The sequence below is a fragment of the Lederbergia galactosidilytica genome, assembly GCF_017873565.1.
GTDB lineage: Bacteria > Bacillota > Bacilli > Bacillales > Bacillaceae_C > Lederbergia > Lederbergia galactosidilytica.
Genome location: NZ_JAGGKH010000001.1, coordinates 287740 through 309133 on the forward strand (window position 1 = coordinate 287740; position 21394 = coordinate 309133).

Below are 21394 nucleotides of genomic sequence, written 5' to 3' on the forward strand. Positions count from 1 at the left end.
GCAACTCCTCCCTTATTGCGCAACTTTTATGCGGTTTTGCGCAACTTCCCCTCTGAATTGCGCGACTTTCATATGACATTGCGCAACTCCTCCCTTATTGCGCAACTTTTATGCGGTATTGCGCAACTTTCCCTCTGAATTGCGCGACTTTCACTTGGCATTGCGCAACTCCTCCCTTATTGCGGAACTTTTATGCGGAATTGTGCAACTTTTCCTCTGTATTGCGCGACTTTCATATGGCATTGCGCAACTTTCATATGGCATTGCGCAACTTTCATATGGCATTGCGCAACTTCCCCTCTGAATTGCGCGACTTTCACTTGGCATTGCGCAACTCCTCCCTTATTGCGCGACTTTTATGCGGAATTGCGCGACTTCTCCTCTGGATTGCGCGACTTTCACTTGGTATCGAGGAACTTCTCCCTTATTGCGCAACTTTTATGCGGAATTGCGCGACTTCTCCTCCGAATTGCGCGACTTTCATATGGCATTGCGCAACTTCTCCCCTATTGCGCGACTTTCATATGGCATTGCGCGACTTCTCCTCCGAATTGCGCGACTTTCATATGGTATTTCGCAACTTCCCCTCTGGATTGCGCGACTTTCATGTCGTATTGCGCAACTCTCTAAAATATGGAATTAAAAAACCATCCAAGTGGTTCGGATGGTTAGAATGGTTTCAAGATCATTAAGGTGATAATGATGAGAAAGATTAGATTTTCAATATTTTCATAGATGTCTAGTTTTTTAGAGAGGCGAAAGTATTCCTCGGGTATTTCTTCTCCTTGGTGATGGTTGACAATTTCTTTTACGGGAATCGATACAGGTTTTAAAACGAATGGCCCCATGGCTAAAGCAATTAAGAAAAGAGTCATACTTACTAGATACCATCCCATTCGGAAAAGATATGGATGGATCAGCCCCATTAATAGACCAGTGACCAATAATAATGTACCACCAATCATCACTAAAATATGGAGTTGATGTTTTATTTTATAAGCATGACGTAGTTCTGTCATCGTTTTAGCTGTTTTTGGGATGATGCTTAAGATAAAACCAGGTCCCATTCCTAGAATGGCGGAAAAGATATGGATAAAAACAAGTATCGTGTAAAATGTATTCAATCATATTCCTCATTTCTCGCAAATGGATCCCCACTAGCTTTGGGGATCCTCAGTTTCTTCACTATTAACCATAATTGCCGCAACTTGGGTAAGACGTTGAAAGAAAAACTCCCCAGCTGGATGGTCACTTAATCCTACTTCATCAAAAGCTTCCTTCATGCATTTCAACCAATTTTCAGCCCGAATCGGGGTAATTTCAAATGGTAGATGGCGTCTCCTCATCGCAGGCGGACCATGTACTTGGCTATATAAAGGAGGTCCTCCAAGAAACTGTGTAAGAAACAAGCGCTGTTTCTCCATAATTTCCTCCATATCTCCCTCAAAAAGTGGACTAATTACCGGATTTGCGTATACCTTTGGATAAAAGGTTTGGACTAACTCTTCTATCATTTCTGCACCAATTTGGCTATATAATGTTTGTAAGCGGGGTTCGGTCACTTCAATCCCTCCTTATACAGTTATATTTTATCATATCCTATCGAAAGAAAAATTAATGTGATTTATGTCACATATAATTTAACAGTAATAAAGATCATTCACGCCAAAAATCATTAGGTATTTCATACCGAAAAGTAATAAATTTCCAATTATATATTGCTTAATTTCTGGGTTTATGTTTATTGGTAAAGGGCATAATTTTTCCGCCTCAACTTGTATAGTCATTTAGCTGTAATATTCACCCAATTAAATTTAACCCACTAATTACTTCGCTAGATATTTAGCCCCAAGATTAACCATAATCCCCATTTCTATACATTTAAGTAAAAAACTGTGGTTCCCCTCAGGAAGAAAGTATTCTTTTTTTATTTGATGTTAGTCATTATTTTTACACCAATGACTGTGTTCGCACATGTGAAGTGGTTTACCGATGTAAATCCAGAGAGGGTTGAGATCGATAGTATTCTCTCGCCATTTTTCTTTTGTATGGCAATATTAACAGCGATTTGTCTCGGCCTACTTAGTTTATATATACCTGAATTTGAGAAGGTTGCAAAAATACGACAGCTTCAACAAAAAGCAGAATATTTCTCCTTTCCCGATGCTTATTTAAAATATGGAACAGCCCTAGCTCTAATCATTCAGATCCAAGCGGGAACTTTATTTGCACCTGAATTTTTTCTCCATAATTCTAGTTCACTCATTCTAGTTTGGGCAATCATTGGTTTACTAGTTATTCCCAATCTCTATTCCACTAAACTAGCAGCACTTATCTTGTTAGGTTTCTATATTTCCTTCACCTTTCATCATGGAATATTTCATATGTTGGATTATTCATTTTATCTTGGTATCATTTCTTACTACTTGTTGATCCAAACAAAATGGGAGCGTTTCAAATTCTATCTATTATATATGTTAACCGGTTTCTCCCTCTGTTGGCTGGCAATTGAAAAATGGGTCTATCCTAGCATGACATTAAATATTATCGAGCAATTCGCAGTCCCAACCTTTGGTTTTGATCCTGCTCTCTTTACAATAATGGCCGCTTTCATAGAGTTTGGGATTGGCTACTGTTGGATAATGGGCATTTTAAATCGACTTTTCAGTATCATTTTTATTGTCATAATCACATTAACCACATTATTATTTGGCTACACTGAATTCATTGGTCATTTTTTGCTCTATATTATTATGATTCTATTCCTTGTCGACAATCCGGTAAAATATAGCCCGATGAACTTAAATTATTTCAAGACTAAACATGGACAATTTCTTTTTATTATATTCAATTTTTTTCTAATCCTGTCTACATTTTTCCTTGTCTACTACAGGTTCGCCTAGCCTCCACAATGTGCTATCCCATACATTAATAGAGCAGTTCAAACAACTCGATTGCAATGACAACTGGAATTAGATCGATAGTTAAGGAGATTAGCAAGATCTCGATGTTAAAAATATTCCATGGGGAGCTATGAGAGATTCTGAGATAAAAAAAGCAGTAATCTTGACTAAGAGATTACTGCTCTACTTTCTATTATTTTATTGTTTGCTTTCTTCTTTGATAAAGAAATATTCCGATTCCTGAAAGACTGGCTAATATCCCGACCATTAATAAGTTAAATAGATTTGTTGCGGTATTTGGAAGAACGTTGCCAAGTTTAGGATTTTTACTTGGAGGTTGGTTATGGTGATTCGTTCCATCCCCACCTTTAGTACTGTTGATTCCATTATTTCCATTACTACCGTTTTGATCATCATCACTATCGTCGTTTTTACCATTATTCATAGTGCCATTTCCCTTGGCTCCATTTCCATCCCCATCCTGCTGCTGATCATCCCCGTCAATCCCATCATCTTTAGAGCCTGTCCCATCGTCTTTTCCCTTTCCATCATCATTTGGGCCATCTTGCGGATCTTCTGTCTCATCATTTCCATTTCCTTGATCGACCTCTTCATCCTCTGCAAAAACACCATATGTTGAGAAATGCGCCACAGTAGTCATGATTTTTCCATCGATGACTTCCTCACTAACTTTTTCCCATTCTTCCTTTTGACTATTAAAATAATAGATTGCTGGGTTTTTAGCCTCTGGATCAACAGGGAACGTTAATCCAAATCCTTCTTCACTAGTGAATCCTTCTCCCTCTAGGTATTCAAAGTTAAATGTATACACTGGGCCAGCTGCTTTAAATCCAGATAGCTTATCCATGCCCTCCTGCGCTTTTACCACATCTAATTTCGTTCCCTCTGGTAAATCCGCAGGTATTTGTATTTGGACACCAGTCTCTTTGCCAGCTTCCAATATCTTTATTAGACTACCTGCACTTACTGGTGCTAACCCATCAGAAATACCGATTTCAACTTCTGGCATAGGATCTGGTGCTGGAGCATCATTAGAGACACCTAATCCGTGAGAAACTGTTTTTAACAAATTATAATCCGCATCATCGCCGGCTAGATCCCAAACCATAGCCCCTGCTAGACCTTGATCTTTAATAAAATTTACTTTATAACCAAGTGACTCAACATTGTCGTAAGATATAAATTCTCCTTTTTTCTCATTATAAAGATAAGGTACTTTTGAAACATTATCAAAAAAGTAATTATAACCATCTTGGTTGATAAGTGATTTCACAATATTATAATTGACTGTACCACCATCTATTCCTGGAGCTTCCCAACCAGCTGCACATTGCTGATATGGTCCTTTTTCCATCACCATTTTTCCATTGTCTTCTGTATTACATCCTGCCCAAGAATGCCCATAAAATGGTAAACCTAATAATAGTTTGTGTTTCGGAACCGCTCCATAGACATTCATCGTGCTATCAACACCAAAATTCCAGCCTCTTATTTCCGCTTCTAAAGGATCTGCATGCAATGGCGCATTATGTCCAGTTACACCACTCCATGTACCATTGATGTCATAAGCCATAATCGCGATATAATCAACAACTTCAGCGATTTTCCCTAACTCATTATTTTCAGCGTAAGCCCATGTAGCAGCACCTGCGATTGTTACTAAGTACTCCTTTCCATCTTCTTTTCCCGCTTCTGTAAAAGCATCACGAACTGCTTGTAATAATAAAGTGTGATTTTGTTTATCACTTGGATCTCGGTGATTTGTTTCCATTCCTGCCGCAACTGGATATTCCCAATCTAAGTCTAATCCATCTAAATCAAATTCACGGACAAAATCAACAGCCGATTGAGCGAAAGTCTCGCGTGTTTCTTCCGTTCTTGTCACTAAGGAAAGATTATTGGACAATGTCCATCCTCCCACTGAAATCAGCGTTTTTAAGTTTTTATTCTGATTTTTCAAAGCAGCTAGTTTTGATAGTTCTACTAAATCAACCTCTGGATCATATAAAACAATCGTTCCATTTTCTAGCTCCTTCGCTTCATTTCCCTGTAAATCTTTACATGTCCATGTTTTTGGTTCCCCTTCAGCAATTTCTTCATTGTTAGGGTTTCCATGAATCCCATCCCAACAAACATCTGCAAAGGCATAGTTAATATGTGTTAGTTTGCTAGCGTCGAGATTTTGTGGTGGATTCCAAGAAGTATAATACCCTAGAACAATATTTCCTTCATTCGCTTTCACAACATTTAGCGATTGCAAGAAAAAACTTGGGAAAAATAAGGATAACACGAGTAAAAAACTTGAAATCAAAACAATAGAACCTTTCTTCTTACCTGACAATTCCCTCAACTGCAAGGTAATTCCCCCTTTTTCAGATAATGAAAGACATCTTTATCGATTCATCGGATAACCATATCGATCGTAGGCAATCACAAATAACACTAGACGTACAGATGTCTATACATTAATATAGTTTCCTCTCCACTAACTGTCAATCTATTGTGATATTTGTAATTATTCTGTAATATAGTGATAGATTATGTAAACTTTTATAGATTTTTAAAATTCACGGTAGGATTTCCAATAGAAAAAGAACGAAAGATGAATTGATCTCTCGTTCTAGTACGATTATGGAGCAAAACTATCTTCACTTATATTTCTTTTCTTAATCAGAACCTTTTGCCTCTTTAATCAGTGTTTCTGCCTCTTCTTGAGTTTCTCGAATGGCGGTATTGATATCAACATCTTCATAAATAATTCTATTAGCCGTTTTGCCAAATAACCATCTTCCTGTTACTTGATGCTCAGAGGCTCTGCCGTCAGGAACATTTAATGGATGGCGTGTAAAAGCCTCCATATTTTTGTCTTTCAGGATATCCATATTGTAATCAAGTGGATCACTGTCGTTAATCCATTCGTCTGAAATTAAATATTCAATCACTTCAAAGGCTTCATCGGGATATTCTGAATATGGTGAAATGGCATAGAAAGTCCCGTCAGTATATGGTTGGGTTGGATGGTCTTTATCTACTAGTGGCCAACTAACAAAGTCAAAGTTAAGATCACTTTCCTCAGCCGATTCTGCTAGCCCTTTAGCGATATAACGGGCATGAAGGGCCATCGCCACATTTCGCTCATTGTATATACCGTAGCTCCATGGATCAAAGAAATCCTCCTTGTCATTATCTGGGATATTACCAGGAATAGCTGCCACTTCTTCTATTAAAGAGAGGACTCTTTTTACATCATCACGATTTTCAAAATGCACTTCATCATCTTCATCAACTAGCCAGCCATCAAGCATTCCTACCATTTGCGGGTCTAGCGCTATGTCTAATCCGCGGTATTGTACGCCATCTCGCTCACCTGTTACTTGACGTGCAAGATCAATGACTTCTTCCCATGTCATATCATCTGTCGGATAGGCTACACCGAATTTATCGAACACTTCTTTATTGTATGCCAGTCCATGGTATGTTAACTGACCAGGCAATGAATAAATTCCATCATCATCAGGTTTATGGGCATGCATCGCTTTTACTCGATATTCTGGCCAATCACTCATATCTAGTTCATGCTTTTCAATTAATGGTGTTAAGTCAAACAGCATCTCATATCCTTTTAAAACACTTAAACTATAATCTGTTAAAACCATAATATCTGGAAGTTTCTGTTTCGAAATTTCCTCTTCAATTGTTTCCTTATACGCGTTTACGACCTGAATATTCTCCCATTCAAAAGTAATATGTGGAAAAACTTCTTTCAAACGTTCCTCCACTGCATCAGGCTCACCTGGATACCAGAAACGCATCGTGATTTCCTCTTTTGGTTCATCTTCTGAACTACTTCCTTCATCTGACGAATTATTTTCATTCGCATTGCTTGTATTATCTGTGTCACTCGCGCTTCCTTTTTCTGATGAATCTGAGCATGCACCTAATAACATTATACTTAATAAAAGACCTAAAATAAGTGGTAGGCGTTTTCTATACAACGGTTATTCTCCCCCTTTTAGTTTTTTCAGCCAACTTTTTGTACGTTTCGGCTCTATTTATATTGTATTATAATATTCTGATAATTATTTATCTGTAAAGGAGAGAATAAAGCAAGCATTTGCCTGAAAAGGAAGGAATTGCCCGATAAGTTTTTTTCTAATAAAAAGAAGGGAAAAAATCAGATCTGACTGCTATTAAAAAATAAACTTTTAAGGAATTCGGTAAAAATAGCGACACGACTGTGTGGAATAGTATCAAATAGAAGAATCCTGCAGTGAAGCGAATAAGTAAGGCCGAATACGTACTTGTCTAGTGACAGATGCCTAACGCAACGCCCTGTTGCTTTGCGTCAACCTTAGTAGATCCTTATACGTCAAATAACGCTACGTGACCTACATTCCGTAGGCCTGTGACAAGGTAGCGTTTTTCAACTTTTGCCATAGCCCCTTTCAGTGATTTTGCTGGGGTGTGATTCTTTCACGCCTGAACTGCGATGGGGGTACCCCCGTTTTTTCACTGAAGTAGCGACTAAAATGGGCACCATTCTTAAACCCTACTTCTAGAGCAATATCAGATATCTGTTTATTCGGTTTGATTTCAAGCAAAATTTTGGCATGATCAATGCGGCAGCGCATGACATATTCCATAACCGTCATTCCTAGAGAATCTCTAAATAGCTGGGTAATATGCCGTTTAGATATATGGAATTCCTTGGACATTTGATCCAATGTTAACTGTTTCATATGATTCTTCATAATCCAAGCAATCATTTTTTCTATTAATGTATCCTTTTCATTTTTGTTAGAGATAATTTCGGCTAGAGGGGTGTGGGCGAGATGATTGATTTCAAATAAAAGATCGATAATAATATTTTTCACTTGCCCTTCAACAAGTGAATGAATGGTTTGATGATTATCTCTACGGCTTATCAATTGATCTAGCCTTGCAATACAATCTTTAAAATATACTAAATTTGCTTGGTCTTTCATTCGAATAATCGAATTATTCAACGCTAAAAAGCCATCAAATAATTCCATCGATTTCATAGATTTTAATATTGGGGCAATAAACTCTGGTAAAAATTCTACCGTTGTTCGGACATAAGGATGTGGAGGCATTGTATAGGTATGATGCGGCGTTAATCCATTTAGTAAAACAATATCACCAGGTAGTAACTCAAAAATATGATGTTGAATAATAATTTTTGCTTTTCCCTCATGAAAATAAAAAATTTCAAATTCACGATGTGAATGGTAATTCATCAAATGATGGTTATTTTTCTTAAAATCAAAACGAAACCAACGATGTTTCAAGCTACTCCCCCCTCTTTTGTTGTGTCTTTACCACGTCTATTAAAACTCCATTACGCTAAGACATTCCTGTAGTTATTTTCGACAAAAGTAAGGGAAATCCTGTTGGTACAGCTGTATATTTAGATTACTCAGTTTTTTAGACTCAAAGGACAACTCATATTTACTACAAGATAAACTTTTTGAACTACTCACCACTTAATTTCTAACGAAAATTTGAGTGGGAGATTCCTGCGAACACCAAGGCATCCCTCGGTTATTTTAGCAGGCTCTACCCGTAGTCCCTACGGTGAAAGCTTTATATATCCTGTACGTTGACTCGCCACGCACCCTACTTTAGCTTGGTTTTCGCGACTTCGGAATGCGTGGAGGCGATAGAACATTGAAGATTTTACGTGACAGACGTTTTTCCTGACACAACCTCATATCTTCAGTTTTCAAAGAACAACTTACAGGAATATCGCACCGTACAAACATGCGTTCTATCTACCCCAACCGACATTCATCTCCCACTTATTTTTGGGCTATGCCCTGCGCAAAATTGAAGAAGGAGTCTTTTGTCGGAAAATGATAAAGAACAACTGAAACATATCGATTAGATTACTATCCGAAAAAGTTATCCTCGAAATCCTTTATGAAAAGTTTGCGGACAAATCGATGATCACGCACATCCGGAAAAAAAACCCTTCTAGTATTCCTTAAAAAATGGGGCGATTCAGTTGCTTGAACAGCTGATCAGGGTAGAGGATAGTACTATGGAGAGGACAGCCATATTACCACCACCTTCTTTATGTAATGGTGTCATTGCTTTATTGGGGATCTGTACAGATTAGCATATATTTACAATGTGAATAGGCGCTTTTAAAGAGAAGATATTTCTCTTAAGTTTTGAGGTAATTACAAAAACATCCCAAGGCATTCTTCTGCCTGGGATGATTTTTGTATACTTAATTCATTTTTACTTTTCTGCGATTGAATATGATAAAGGCGATCCCACCAATTACAACTAGCATTAGACCGATAAATAATAGGTTAAATGTGTGGTAGCTGTATTTGGCAAGCTATACCATGTTCTTCTTGTTTATCAGCTTTCACTGTTGGTTCAGCTGAACAAATAAAAAGACCTCTCCAGATTAACACTCTGAAAAGGCCTTAATTCTATAGCTATCTTAAAAGTCGAAATCCCCAAAAAGGCTTCCTTCGCTGTGGGGTCTTGAGCTGATGCTATTCCCGCAGGCGTGTCGCCATTTTTGGGGATTTTCTTAGAGTCGTTCTCTTAAAACCAAGGACTTATTAGACAGCTCCTGATTCATTAAACCGCAGTGTATCCACCATCAACCATTACGGTTGTGCCTGTTACAAATTCGTTTTCTGCTAAAAAGATTATGGCATGGGCAATTTCTTCTGGGTGTCCTAGTCGACCAATTGGGTGTTTCTCTACTAACCCATCATAGAAATCACCAAGCGCCTCTTTATTGACCGCTCCTGATTCAACAAATCCCGGTGCAACTGCATTAACACGGATATTTCGATCAGCATATTCAACTGCAAGAGATTTCGTCATTGTCACGACGGCTCCTTTGGCAGCATTATAAGGTAGGGCACCTACTTGAGCGACAAACCCAAGGATTGAAGCCGTGTTGATAATCGAACCGCCACCTGTTTTGAGCATTTCTTGAATCGCATATTTCGAGCCTAAGAAGATGCCCCCTTGGTTTACATTGACGATCTTAAGATAATCTTCATAAGAACGCTCATGAGATGGTTTCATGTTACCAAATCCAGCATTATTGACCAAAACATCTACTTGTCCGAAGGCTTTCACTGTTTCTGCTACCATATTTTGCACAGATTGTTCATCAGAAACATCAACCTTAACAAATAATACGTCTTTTCCTTCATTTTTTAATTGTTTTTCAGCTTCTTTTCCGCCTTGCTCATTAAAATCTGCAATGACCACTTTTGCGCCTTTTGCAACAAACGCTTTGACTGTTGCTAAACCGATGCCTGAAGCACCACCTGTTACAATAACCGCTTTTCCTTCAAGATTTTGCATATAAATTCCTCCTGTTTATAGATTATCCATTATTGGAAAGGCTTAATAATGATTACAATTTAATGATAACGAATACTTTGTAGATTGTCGACAATTTAACCTCAGGAAAGACCGACCTCCCTGTTTAATCTAATGTTCTTAATAATAACTCTGGCACGAGCTCTTTAGCTTTTTCAAATTCGTTTTGTTTGATCATTTGGATGATTTCTTCCATTCTTGGATGGTAAAATTTCATCGTTTCCATTGTCCATTTCACTTGGGCAAATACATTGAGAATATAGACAGACTCGAAGAAAAACTTCGATAAAGCCTTATTAGCAGCAACTTCGAGGAGATAGACTAATAATTGGGTGGCTTTTTGTTGGTAAGCAATTAATTCCCCTGCCATAAACTGTTCTGTCGCTTCTTCCATTCTTTGTTCTAAACTTGCTAACTGCTCCTCATTCCACTTCCCTTTTGTGAAATCTATTGCCATCTGAATCAACCCAACCATCACTTCCGTATACTCGCGTACCTCTTCATTCGTAAATGACTTCACTATCGTTCCTTTACGAGGGATGCGTTCCACAATATCATCAACTTGCAAAAGATATAATGCCTCACGAACAGGAGCCCGACTAGTATTTAACTCGGAAGCCACATACTCCTCCACGATCTTATCTCCAGGCACTAATTCGCCTTTCATAATCTTCTTTAAAATATATTTTGCAATCTGCTCTGGTAACGATTCACCAAAACGATTTTCATCACTATTCATAAATGATTTGTTCAGCAAATTCTTCACTCCAAAGTTTTTACCTGTTATAAGAGTTATTTTAGCATAATTATAACCGATAATATTCATGTCGTAAGAATCAATTTCGTCTCAGTCTGCTACTGTCCGAAAATTTCCTGCCTATTTCAGTTGCAAAGATAAAAATCCCGTAAATGAACGATAGGTTACCAGGTTAATTTATGGAAGAACTTTTTCACTATTTTATATACGATTGTTTCTATTTACTTCTCCTAAAGAAAGGGTAATTTTAAAATGGCAAGCACTTAATTGGTGTATAAGAATCGTCTCCAATAGACAGATAACATAAACCCTAAAGATATTTTGCAATAAAAAACCCGGTAAAATAACAATGGCTGTTACTCTCCGGGAGAAGGTGATTCGATAGATTTTCACTAAACCTTTTTGTGACTAGAACTTAAATGTCTCAGTTCCTCTAAAAAGGTGACTACTAAAACAGGCGTTCTATTATTCTTAATAATCAAACATCATTATGCTATAATAGATTCAAGCAATAAGACCGACTTCTCAAGGGAGGATGGCTCACTTTCCGTTACTCGTCATGGTCAAGTCATAACGGGGAAGGAGGTGATGTCCACCATGTCCACTTTTCAAGTGCTTACTTTACTATTCGCATTTGGGATGCTTGTGGCATTCATTATGTCCGAAAGGGATAAATGAGACCTCCCCACTGAGTTGGACGCTCCTTTGGGAGGTCTCGCCTAAAGAGAGCCGCCCCCTTTGACGGGGTTCGGTCTGTTGCTGACCGTCGATATAACCCTATCGACGGTCTTTCATATTATATGCGTTAGCGCACTTTATATTTATAGTATACCACGAAATGGTGATTGATACACATCTATTCTTCTAGGTCAAGCAAAAAGTGATAAGAATCATTTTTTATTTATGGATTAGATCTTAGTGTACTCGGTTATTTCTTACTTAATCCGCTTTAAGTCACGTAAATCCGTTTCTTGCTCAAGCGATCTTAAGGCTAATGATTCAAGTATTTTATCCTGTCGAGCTTGTCCTTCTTTAAGAGAGGTTAGTTCACCACGAAGCTTATGGACATCCATAGCAAGATTTTCAACCTTTGCATCGATTTCTTCTTGACGATGATGGATAGCCTTCGTTAATTCTGTATTTTCGTGAAGTTGAGATTTCATCTGACAGAGATCTTTCTTGACTACTTGAATCTCACCTTTAACTCCTTGGATTTCATCTTTAACCCCTTGAACGTCATCTTGGATACTTTGGATTTCTTTCAACAATCGCTTGAACATCTGCTCTGTATCCATTATTCACCCACCTTTTCACTTAAAAATATCTTAAGCAAAAATCTATTTCAGCACGGCTCTATCATTAGCAATTAAATCCCAAAAGGACGGTAATCCTATTCTATCGTTCGTTTATTTTAAATTATAGTATACTACGAAATGTTCGTTGATACACGAGCATTTTGAATCCTTTATTTGGCTTTTATAACTGATTGTTTTCTCTTTAGACAGCAATAGATTCATTAATAGCAAGCGTTTGTCGATATTCCTCCGCTAACATAGTCGTCACAAATTCCGCGGTTGGATCAATATCCTCCACCATGTTTTTCAGTGAGTCAATATCCGTTTTAAAGAATTCTTTCCTAAAGTTAACTTTATTTACTCTACTATCATTTAATTCTTTATGCAATTTTTGCTCTAAACCTACGGCATCATCACTGAAGATCATCGCATGGACATCAAATTTAAATGGTACTGATGCACTACCTAACTCATCCACTCGATCTTGAGGAACCATTCTTCTCGTCATCCCAATTTTGAACATATTGTCCCCAAAAGAACCAAGGTTCGAGATAATGTAGACGTAGCCAGCTTTTCCTAGTGTAAGACTAGCAATCTCCTCTTTCTTTTCCTCTATATTCATCATTTGGAGTTCCAATTCTTTTAGGCGATCCTGCAATTGAGTAATTTTATCTGCATCGGTTTCTTTTGAAAGCAGTTCTTTATTTCTATCCATTTCCACTTTAAATTTACGTTCCTCATTATTGAGTTTCTTTTGTTCTTCAGCAAGGAGTTTTCTTTCTGCTGCTTCCTGCTTCATTTGTTCCTTAATCATTCTTTGTTCTTCTTTTTCTTGCTCTCTATATACATAGTACTTATATTCAATTTGAATTAATTCCAAATATAACGGCTCTATTTCAGTTAAAAACTTAGTAATTGTTGAGAGAATATTACGGTTACCTTCACCGCAAATCGCCAAATACTTAGTGAAAATATCTTTTACAGCTTGAATGGATTCTTCCAATTTATTATATTTTAATTGAAATAATAGGATTTGCAATTCAGCTTGAAGTCCTATAATCATTAAACTATAGATTGTTTTATTCGCCTTTGTTGTATACCGATCTTCATATTTAGCTAGTACATTCTTAATTTCTTTATTTGTTTCATTTGATAATTTCCTTAGTTCTTTTGAATGATCTGAATGAAGATGCAGTCTCATAACTGTACCAAGAACCGTGTCTTCCGATAATTCATTTTGAAGGTCTTCAATTTTCTTTTCAACATCATCAAATAGAATTGTATGTGGAAATCGTTCATCAAAATTCTTCAGCCCAACAATTTCTGATTTATATTTTCTAGCTTGGTTCTTATATCTGTTTACCTCTCGAACTAAGCTTTCGTGCTCCTCAGTTAGAGACTCTATATTTGTATTGTACTCTAGCGTTTTTTCAACTACTTCTTGCAAAGCATCCTCGGCTTCCATTGTTATACGCTTTGCCTCCTGTTTAGCATGTTCAATAATTTCTTCTTTCTCCGTGTTCGTATTTTCATCAAATTCTTTTCTAAACTGAGCAAGGAGTCCCTCTTTATCCTCTAAAATCTTACTTTTTTCTTCAATTCCTTCATCTAATTTCGCAAGAATTTCTCTTTTCTCTTTAATAGGTGTCCTGATTAATTCATCTTCGGCAAGATAATCGTAGAATTCCTTTCTTTTTACCATTTGAATGATTAAAAAGACTAATGCTAATATCGCTGGTACCACTAGAATGCTAAACAAGGCCAACCCAAAAATCATGGGCGTAGAATACCACCATTTGTCTTTATAAGTCGACATACAACCGCCTCCCACTTAGTTATTTTTACCTAATTCCATTTTACCAAAATACCATACTTTTAAAAGTCCATTTTCCAAAAATAGAAGGCTTTTCCAGATTAATAACCTGCAATCAAAATCTTTTTTTAAATAAATTGACCATCGTCGTTTTATGAGGGTTCAAGATACTGAAACAATAGAAGCACACTTCTAAATCTTTTCAATAAAAATAACCCCATTCTTTATAAAATGGGGTTATTTTATTCAATTTCCCTTCAACAACTGTAAAATCCCTTGAGGTATTTGCTGAGATTGTGCGACCATTGCTTGGGCAGATTGCGCTAGAATATTATTTTTTGTATACTTAGTCATTTCCAGAGCCATATCGGCATCTTTAATACGCAACAAAGCTGAATTAAGATTTTCGGATGTATTGGTTACATTATTGTAAATGTGTTCTAATGCGTTTTGATAGGCTCCCCATTTAGAACGTTCACCCGATATTTGCCCAATTGCCTTATCCAATGTTCGAATTGCCCGTTCTGCCCCCCTCTGAGTTGAGATATCGATACGATCAATAGCTAAACTTTCTGTTCTCGCATCTGTTAGTTGAATTTTATAAAGATCCCCTTCGTTTGCCCCCACTTGTAAAATAACATCATACGGGCCTTCTTGATCCGCATTATTCGGATTCTCAATGGTTGGCGGAACCGCAAGCCCGTAGTAAGTATTCACTTCAAATGAATCATCGGTCCCTATTTCTCGCTCTTTCCACCATATACTGTAGGCACTATCCCCAAAACCGCCACTAGGTATCCAGTCCCATTTATCCACCATAGTCCACTGTCCAATTCCAAACTGATGGGGTTCTTCAATAATGGGGAATTCATCCGTATTTTTCAAAATACCGTGTGCCTGCAACTCCGGATTAGTCCCATTATTGTTATAGACAACGAATGAATTAGGGATATTTTCGCCTTGGTACCTTGTTTCATTTCGAATCGGCGCATCATTAACAATAAAAGGTGCTGAGTCATCACTGCCAAGCTGTGTATCAATATTGAATAAGAAACCGATCTCTAGATTCTTTTCCGATTGATTTTCAATGCTATATCTAATCTGATACTTATCTTTCACAATATTAACAAACTGACTGACTTTCACATCAACTCCCTCATCTATAACTTGATAGACGACTTTATATTGACCATTTTCCTCAGCCAATGGCTCTAAAACAGAAACATTCGATGATATATTCGTATGTAATCCATACACATTCGCTCCTATTTTTATCGATGGATAAGAAGTTGAGCCCGAACCATAAACAAGTGGTTGATTATTATCATTTTCGGTTGTGGGATAGCCTAAGTTGGTTCCAAATTGAAACATCCCATTACTTGAAACTGGTGGTAAAGCTAATACATTTTCATATTGATAAGAGCCTCCCCCTCCTCCAATCGAGGATGTATATGGATTCGAACCATCCAATAAATGAATCTGATTAAAAGTAGTAGAGGTGGCAATATCATCAACCGTATTTTTCAACTGGATGATTTCCTGTTGGATGACTATCCGATCACTATCAGTCAATGTATCATTGGCAGACTGGACAGACAATTCTCTCATACGCTGCAAAGCGCTGTGAATCGCATCCAGCCCACCATCCGCCACCTGGACAAGTGAAACACCATCTAATATATTTCGATCTGCTTGGGACAAACCGCGCGTTTGTGCCCGCATCTTCTCCGATATATTTATACCTGCTGCATCGTCAGCCGCTCGATTAATTCGCATTCCAGACACCAACTTTTCCATCACTCTCGATGTTTGTGCCACATTTCGTTGCTGGTGATTGTATGCATTAAGAGCGGAAATATTGTGATTAATTCTCATGTTGAGTCTCCTCATGAAAAGATAAAATCTATTTATTATATCGGATGGAAAGAGGGAAAGCTGAAATAAAAAATCTAAGATGACCTAAAGCTGAGCTTTAAAAGAAAAACAGCACAAACTAGTTGTGCTGTGAAGGTTTTATAGAGTTTAACGAAATCGTATGCGTTGACTAGTTGGACAAAATAGGTGAATAGACTAACCCAATTGCTTAAAAACATGTATGAATTTAGATATGCTTGGTTTATGTATCAAAGATTTAAATCCAGTTACAAAACTCATCGATTGATTTTTAAAATACCTGCCCAGTACAATTGTAATAAAACCTGCAACTGCTATTAAATTGCTTAGTAAAATATAAAACTTTGTTTTTAATACACCGACAATCACATTTTGATAGTTTGGGTCTGAATAAACATAGCTACTCCCTATTCCCAGCGCATTTTTGTTGCCGAAGAAAAGAAAGATTATATATAACAGATGTAAAGTTAAAGTAGCGATCAAAAGAATACTTGTAACGAAGGTAATTTTTACAATTAACTTCGAAACCTTCATATTCTTAAAAAGCGCAGAGATAATGATCACTCCAATTATGTAACCGATAGGTAATAAAACAAAAAAACTAAACGAACTGCCTTCATAATCATCAATAATTATACCAGTGACTTTTTGCCAGTTAAAAGATAATATAAATTCAACCATATAAAAAGATACTGAAAACATGACAAATAAAATTAACAATACTATATTCACAATTGTTTTTTTAGATGAATTACTTAAAGATAATATCTCCCCTTTTTCAGTATTTTTTTTTGAATCATTATGTACCTTATGCCCACATGAAGGACAAAAATTGTTATTCTTGTTTAATTGCGAACCACAATTTCCACAAAAACTAGACATCCCTTTCCTCACCTTTCTACTCATCTACCATATTGCTTAAAAAATAACCTAATTTATTCAAACCTCATTCATCTTATCGACTATATTTCCTATGTCTTTAGTATCTTACAGTGGACTAATTCTGTGAAAATTAGTGAGATATCACAGGGAAAGAAGCTAAACATTCTAGTATATTTACCGAAAAAACGTATAGACGAGTATAATTAAATGATTGCTAACAAAGGAGTTAATTATGACAGAAAGAACAACATTAAAAAAGACACTTAAACCTCATTGGGTTTGGGCAATCGCATTAGGATCTTCAATCGGTTGGGGCGCATTTGTTCAACCAACGAATTGGATGGCAACAGCTGGCCCGTGGGGTGTTATCATCGGGTTTATTATCGGAGCCCTACTTATGATGCTCATTGCGGTAAGCTATGGCTATTTGATTAAGAGTTTTCCTGTTTCAGGAGGAGAATTTGCTTATGCCTTTATTGGTTTAGGGAGAACGCATGCGTTTATTTGTGGTTGGTTCCTCACACTTGGATATATATGTATTGTTGCCTTAAATGCCTCAGCCTTCGCTTTAATGTTTAAGTTCGTTTTTCCGAAATTCGTCCAACACTTTCATATGTATCAATTAGCGGGATGGGATGTATATTTTGTCGAAGTGATTATTGCCACTCTTGCTCTAGTTATTTTTGCTTACCTTAATATAAAAGGAACAGGGTTATCTGGGAGTATGCAATTTATTTTTTGCATAGTGATGTTATTAGCTGTTATTGTACTTACGGCTTTAATCGGAATCTCTCCTTTAGGCGGAATGGAAAATGTACAGCCTGCCTTTAAACCAGGAATATCAACATTTGCGGCTATTATTTCTATTGTCGCCATCGCCCCATGGGCATATGTTGGCTTTGATAATGTTCCACAGGCCGCCGAAGAATTCAATTTTTCTTCTAAAAAGGCTTTTGGACTCATTATCTTTGCTTTAATTGCAGCTGCACTCCTATATAGTTTCATGATTTTGGCTACAGCTATGGCTGCTCCTTGGACGGAAATGGTCGCAGAGCAACATTTATGGGGAACAGGTGTCGCAATTCAAAATATATTAGGGACTACAGGCTTAGTCATCCTCGTATTGGCTTTAAGTATGGGAATATTTACGGGCTTGAATGGCTTTATTCTCTCTTCCAGCCGTCTACTATTTGCGATGTCTCGAGCAAAAATATTACCTGAGTCTTTTTCTAAACTACATCCTAAATATAAAACTCCTTATGTTGGTATTATTTTTACCTCCGCAATCGCTTTGCTAGCTCCATGGTTTGGCCGTGAAGTATTACTATGGATTGTAGACATGTCTTCAATTGGAGTGTCAATCGCCTATTTTTACACATGTTTCACAGCATTTCTATTGTATAAATGGTCAGATAAGGGTGTAAAAGATTTATCCCACGATACTGTTGCACCAAAGAAAAAATTAATTTCTTTAATTGGTACCATCTCTAGCGTGGTATTCATTGCACTATTGCTTATACCAGGTTCTCCAGCGTTCCTCGGCCGAGAGTCGAGAATTGCGTTGGCTGTTTGGATTCTTATAGGTCTTATTTTCTATCTTTTAAAACGAAAAGAATATAATCAAATTTCGGAGGAAGAGTTGAGGTATTTAATTTTAGGTAAGAAAAATTAAATTCAGATAAAGATTCTTTTCATATTGTATCGCTCAGGACTGTTTAATTCTTGGGCGATTTTTAATTTGATATTTAAGATCCACCTTACGTTACTGATAGTTTCCTCTAAAAATTCAAAAGGTTATTACTAAATTCCTTTTTCTTCCAAAACTTCATTCTGCCCTTTTTCTACCGATACAATAAATAGAATCTATATTTCGTGATAGGAGTGTTCACATATTGTCAAATCTTAATCAAAAACAACAGCAACAAATTATTAATATAATGGATACCTTACTTGAAGCTGCAGATCATTTTCATTCTCTCGTCAAACAAAAAGAACTCAATCAAAGTATTTTTATCTTTAGTTCTATTGTAGAAGGATTTAACGTCATAAGTAATACACTAGAAACAACAAATATGTTTAGTGAACATCAATTTAAAGAAAAAATCGAGCGATTTTTACTACAAATTGCCCAGTATATGGAAATGGGGAACTTTACCAAAATAGCCGAAATGAATCAGTTTTCTTTACTTCCCCAACTAAAAAAACTACATCAAACGATAAGCGAAGAGTTTGGTCAAACGAATGCAAATAAAATCGTTAAGATTGGAGTGTTTGCGGAACATAATCCATTAAAGTTTTATCCACAACCGCGAGTCGATGCGATGGTGGCAGAAAGTGAAAAACAACAGGCAAAACTTTTCTTTTTTGGCAGCGAAGATGTTGATTTTACCAACGAGCAAATTGAAGCAGATGTTTGTGAGAATGGAGAGTGGAAACGTATAAAGGCTCCATTCCCTGATGTCATTAATAATGTTTCAGTTGGTAGAAATTCACGAGTAGAAAGAAAACTACGCAGAAAACTCCCTTTTACTAGTTTCCATGTTGGGAATAAGTTCACACTCCCTAAGCGTTTAGTCGAAAATAAAGTGCTTGTAGAATTGCTCGTTCCCTTTCGTGTGTGCACGGACAAAGACATTATTTTAGACTTTTTGAAAGAGAATGACAAAGTCGTATTTAAATATTTACAAAGTAATCGCGGAGAAAATATTTATTTTATTACCCAAAAAGGGAATCGCTATATTCTGCTCGATCAAAAAAAGGAGACAATTCTTTCACAACAAGCTTTTCATAATTGGTTGGAACAAGTAATCCTACGTGAAAAAAGCAGCTTTATTGTGCAAAGGTATATTCATACTCGTACAAAAAATGATGAACCTTATCATATTCGAGCACATGTACAGAAAAACGGTGAAGGCCAATGGCAGTTAACCCATATCTATCCTCGGCTTGGTAACAAGAAAAGTAATCTAAGTAATATCAGTACAGAAGGTCGAGTGGAAGATTTCCATGCTTTCCTCCTGAATGAATATGGAGAAAAGGGAGAAGGGTACGCTAGCTATATTTTAGATCTATCCGTAGAAGTTGCTTGGCAACTTGATAAATTATACGGTCTTGCCTTAGATGAACTTGGGATTGACTTTGCAATTGATGAAACTGGACGTTGTTGGATGCATGAAGCAAATAACGGACCGCAGACTGCTTTTCACGAAGAAAAGAGAGCTGTACGAACGATCGCTTATGCAAAATATATTGCCGAAAAAGGGATTGTCCATACTTTATCTTCCACTCGCCCTGAAGCTACAAAAAGGGGATTTGTATCAAGAAATTCTTCTCTCTCCTTTGCCCAGGACCATGATAAAAAACGTATGGGCATATTTGTTGGAACCATTAGTGATGATGAGCTAACAATGGCTTGTGTGAAGGCAGCTAAGCACCAAGGGATCGAACTATTTCAATTTCGTCCCGAAGACATCGATTATGAAGAAATGTTAATACGCGGATATTTTTATGAGGTTAATGAATGGAAAGCTTTTATTACCCCTTATCCAGACGTGGTGTTTGATCGAGTAAAATTAAGAGGTACGAGGAAAGCTCAACTTTATTATGAGGAATTAGAAGATATACCATTTACAAATGCATGGGAACGTAGCCTTCATCCTCGCTCAGAAATTTACCAAAATCTCATGACAAATACCAATTTAAAAGAGGCAATGCCTGATTTTAAGCTAGTCACTCGTCCAAGAGATATTATTCATTTTCTTGAGACCTATTCACATGCACTAATAAAATCGGAATTTAAATCTGGAAACCAATCAATCTCCGCTACTGACCAACGCAGATTCCGCTTATCTAATGGGGTTCAAGAAACAGAGTATAGTGAGTTTCGATTAAGCCAAATGCTTAAGAAACAATTGGAAGAGGATCGATATATCGTCCAAGCTGACCCTACTAAAGGAGGAAATGTCCAAATCCATGTTCATCTTATAAAAAATGAACATAATGGCTGGGATGTTATTAGCCATTTTGCTACTTTCATAACTGTTGATAGCTCGAAGTTAAAAAAAGTTAATATTAGCTCTTATCTCGCAGATAAATACGATGAAGAACATTCAAGTAGAATTGAAGAGGAAATGCAACAGCATGCTCTAAATGCAGCTCTAACACTTCAAGAGACATATTCAGACGTGCCAATTAGTGAAGTTGCTGTCGTCATGGTGATGGATACAGATAGGCAAATAAGCTTATTAGATGCAGATCCAAATGGTCCAACTCAATATAATGATGTGGTTCGTTATGCAGAGAAAATCATAAAATTGGGAGGGTTTTTAGCAGAAGATACCCATTTCACAAGGTAAAATTTATTAATTCATCCCTATAGAGAGAGTTGGCAGAAGGTAAAATTACCGACTGCCAACTCTTTTATTATAAATACCATGTCATCAGACATTTC

14 protein-coding genes are annotated in these 21394 nt (G+C 36.9%); 3 read left to right on the forward strand and 11 right to left on the reverse strand.

Annotation, left to right across the window (positions count from 1 at the left end; translation table 11 throughout):
* Positions 1-668: 668 nt before the first annotated feature.
* Together J2Z23_RS01280 and J2Z23_RS01285 are read right to left on the reverse strand one after the other, a co-directional pair.
* Positions 669-1124, reverse strand: coding sequence for a DUF2269 family protein (locus J2Z23_RS01280; protein ID WP_082881427.1), 456 nt, complete (start codon positions 1122-1124; stop codon positions 669-671).
* 33 nt (positions 1125-1157) lie between these two features.
* Positions 1158-1562 (reverse strand): globin domain-containing protein, encoded by a 405-nt coding sequence (locus J2Z23_RS01285; RefSeq protein WP_274380135.1) that lies wholly within the window; start codon positions 1560-1562, stop codon positions 1158-1160.
* Positions 1563-1934: 372 nt separating this feature from the next.
* Here J2Z23_RS01285 and J2Z23_RS01290 point away from each other — a divergent pair, with 372 nt between their 5' ends.
* Positions 1935-2903, forward strand: coding sequence for a hypothetical protein (locus tag J2Z23_RS01290; protein ID WP_209973016.1), 969 nt, complete (start codon positions 1935-1937; stop codon positions 2901-2903).
* Between the two features lie 193 nt (positions 2904-3096).
* Here the strand turns inward: J2Z23_RS01290 and J2Z23_RS01295 are convergent, their stop codons facing one another.
* The 9 genes from J2Z23_RS01295 to J2Z23_RS01340 all read right to left on the reverse strand — a co-directional run bounded on the left by J2Z23_RS01295 (position 3097) and on the right by J2Z23_RS01340 (position 16944).
* On the reverse strand, positions 3097-5280 hold the full coding sequence (locus J2Z23_RS01295) for a glycoside hydrolase family 18 protein (RefSeq protein ID WP_057983903.1): 2184 nt from the start codon (positions 5278-5280) through the stop codon (positions 3097-3099).
* A gap of 310 nt (positions 5281-5590) precedes the next feature.
* Entirely contained in the window at positions 5591-6919 is a 1329-nt protein-coding gene (locus tag J2Z23_RS01300) for an ABC transporter substrate-binding protein (protein WP_057983901.1), read from the reverse strand.
* 450 nt (positions 6920-7369) lie between these two features.
* Positions 7370-8233, reverse strand: a complete 864-nt coding sequence (locus tag J2Z23_RS01305; protein WP_057983899.1) for a helix-turn-helix transcriptional regulator — start codon at positions 8231-8233, stop codon at positions 7370-7372.
* A 1309-nt stretch (positions 8234-9542) separates the two neighbouring features.
* A complete protein-coding gene (locus J2Z23_RS01310; protein ID WP_057994411.1) occupies positions 9543-10286 on the reverse strand; it encodes an SDR family NAD(P)-dependent oxidoreductase in 744 nt (247 codons plus the stop codon).
* Positions 10287-10410: 124 nt separating this feature from the next.
* Positions 10411-11130 (reverse strand): GntR family transcriptional regulator, encoded by a 720-nt coding sequence (locus tag J2Z23_RS01315; RefSeq protein ID WP_082881428.1) that lies wholly within the window; start codon positions 11128-11130, stop codon positions 10411-10413.
* 866 nt (positions 11131-11996) lie between these two features.
* Positions 11997-12356 carry a hypothetical protein gene (locus J2Z23_RS01320; RefSeq protein ID WP_057994407.1) on the reverse strand — a complete coding sequence of 120 codons (360 nt, stop codon included), beginning with the start codon at positions 12354-12356 and terminating at the stop codon, positions 11997-11999.
* 202 nt (positions 12357-12558) lie between these two features.
* The gene (locus J2Z23_RS01325) at positions 12559-14172 is read right to left on the reverse strand and encodes a GIY-YIG nuclease family protein (RefSeq protein WP_209973017.1); all 1614 of its coding nucleotides are present in this window, start codon (positions 14170-14172) and stop codon (positions 12559-12561) included.
* Between the two features lie 243 nt (positions 14173-14415).
* Positions 14416-16044, reverse strand: a complete 1629-nt coding sequence (locus J2Z23_RS01330) for a flagellin N-terminal helical domain-containing protein (protein ID WP_238482551.1) — start codon at positions 16042-16044, stop codon at positions 14416-14418.
* 195 nt (positions 16045-16239) lie between these two features.
* Positions 16240-16944 carry a zinc-ribbon domain-containing protein gene (locus tag J2Z23_RS01340; RefSeq protein ID WP_209973018.1) on the reverse strand — a complete coding sequence of 235 codons (705 nt, stop codon included), beginning with the start codon at positions 16942-16944 and terminating at the stop codon, positions 16240-16242.
* Between the two features lie 232 nt (positions 16945-17176).
* Here J2Z23_RS01340 and J2Z23_RS01345 point away from each other — a divergent pair, with 232 nt between their 5' ends.
* Positions 17177-18616, forward strand: a complete 1440-nt coding sequence (locus J2Z23_RS01345) for an APC family permease (protein ID WP_209973019.1) — start codon at positions 17177-17179, stop codon at positions 18614-18616.
* A gap of 220 nt (positions 18617-18836) precedes the next feature.
* The gene (locus tag J2Z23_RS01350; RefSeq protein ID WP_209973021.1) at positions 18837-21299 is read left to right on the forward strand and encodes a YheC/YheD family protein; all 2463 of its coding nucleotides are present in this window, start codon (positions 18837-18839) and stop codon (positions 21297-21299) included.
* Positions 21300-21394: the final 95 nt, after the last annotated feature.

Coding starts and splice junctions, on each gene's coding strand:
- J2Z23_RS01340 (WP_209973018.1), bottom strand. CDS start 16,944: ATGTCTAGTTTTTGTGGAAATTGTGGTTCGCAATTAAACAAGAATAAC.
- J2Z23_RS01290 (WP_209973016.1), top strand. CDS start 1,935: ATGTTAGTCATTATTTTTACACCAATGACTGTGTTCGCACATGTGAAG.
- J2Z23_RS01345 (WP_209973019.1), top strand. CDS start 17,177: ATGACAGAAAGAACAACATTAAAAAAGACACTTAAACCTCATTGGGTT.
- J2Z23_RS01325 (WP_209973017.1), bottom strand. CDS start 14,172: ATGTCGACTTATAAAGACAAATGGTGGTATTCTACGCCCATGATTTTT.
- J2Z23_RS01315 (WP_082881428.1), bottom strand. CDS start 11,130: ATGAATATTATCGGTTATAATTATGCTAAAATAACTCTTATAACAGGT.
- J2Z23_RS01320 (WP_057994407.1), bottom strand. CDS start 12,356: ATGGATACAGAGCAGATGTTCAAGCGATTGTTGAAAGAAATCCAAAGT.
- J2Z23_RS01310 (WP_057994411.1), bottom strand. CDS start 10,286: ATGCAAAATCTTGAAGGAAAAGCGGTTATTGTAACAGGTGGTGCTTCA.
- J2Z23_RS01330 (WP_238482551.1), bottom strand. CDS start 16,044: ATGAGAATTAATCACAATATTTCCGCTCTTAATGCATACAATCACCAG.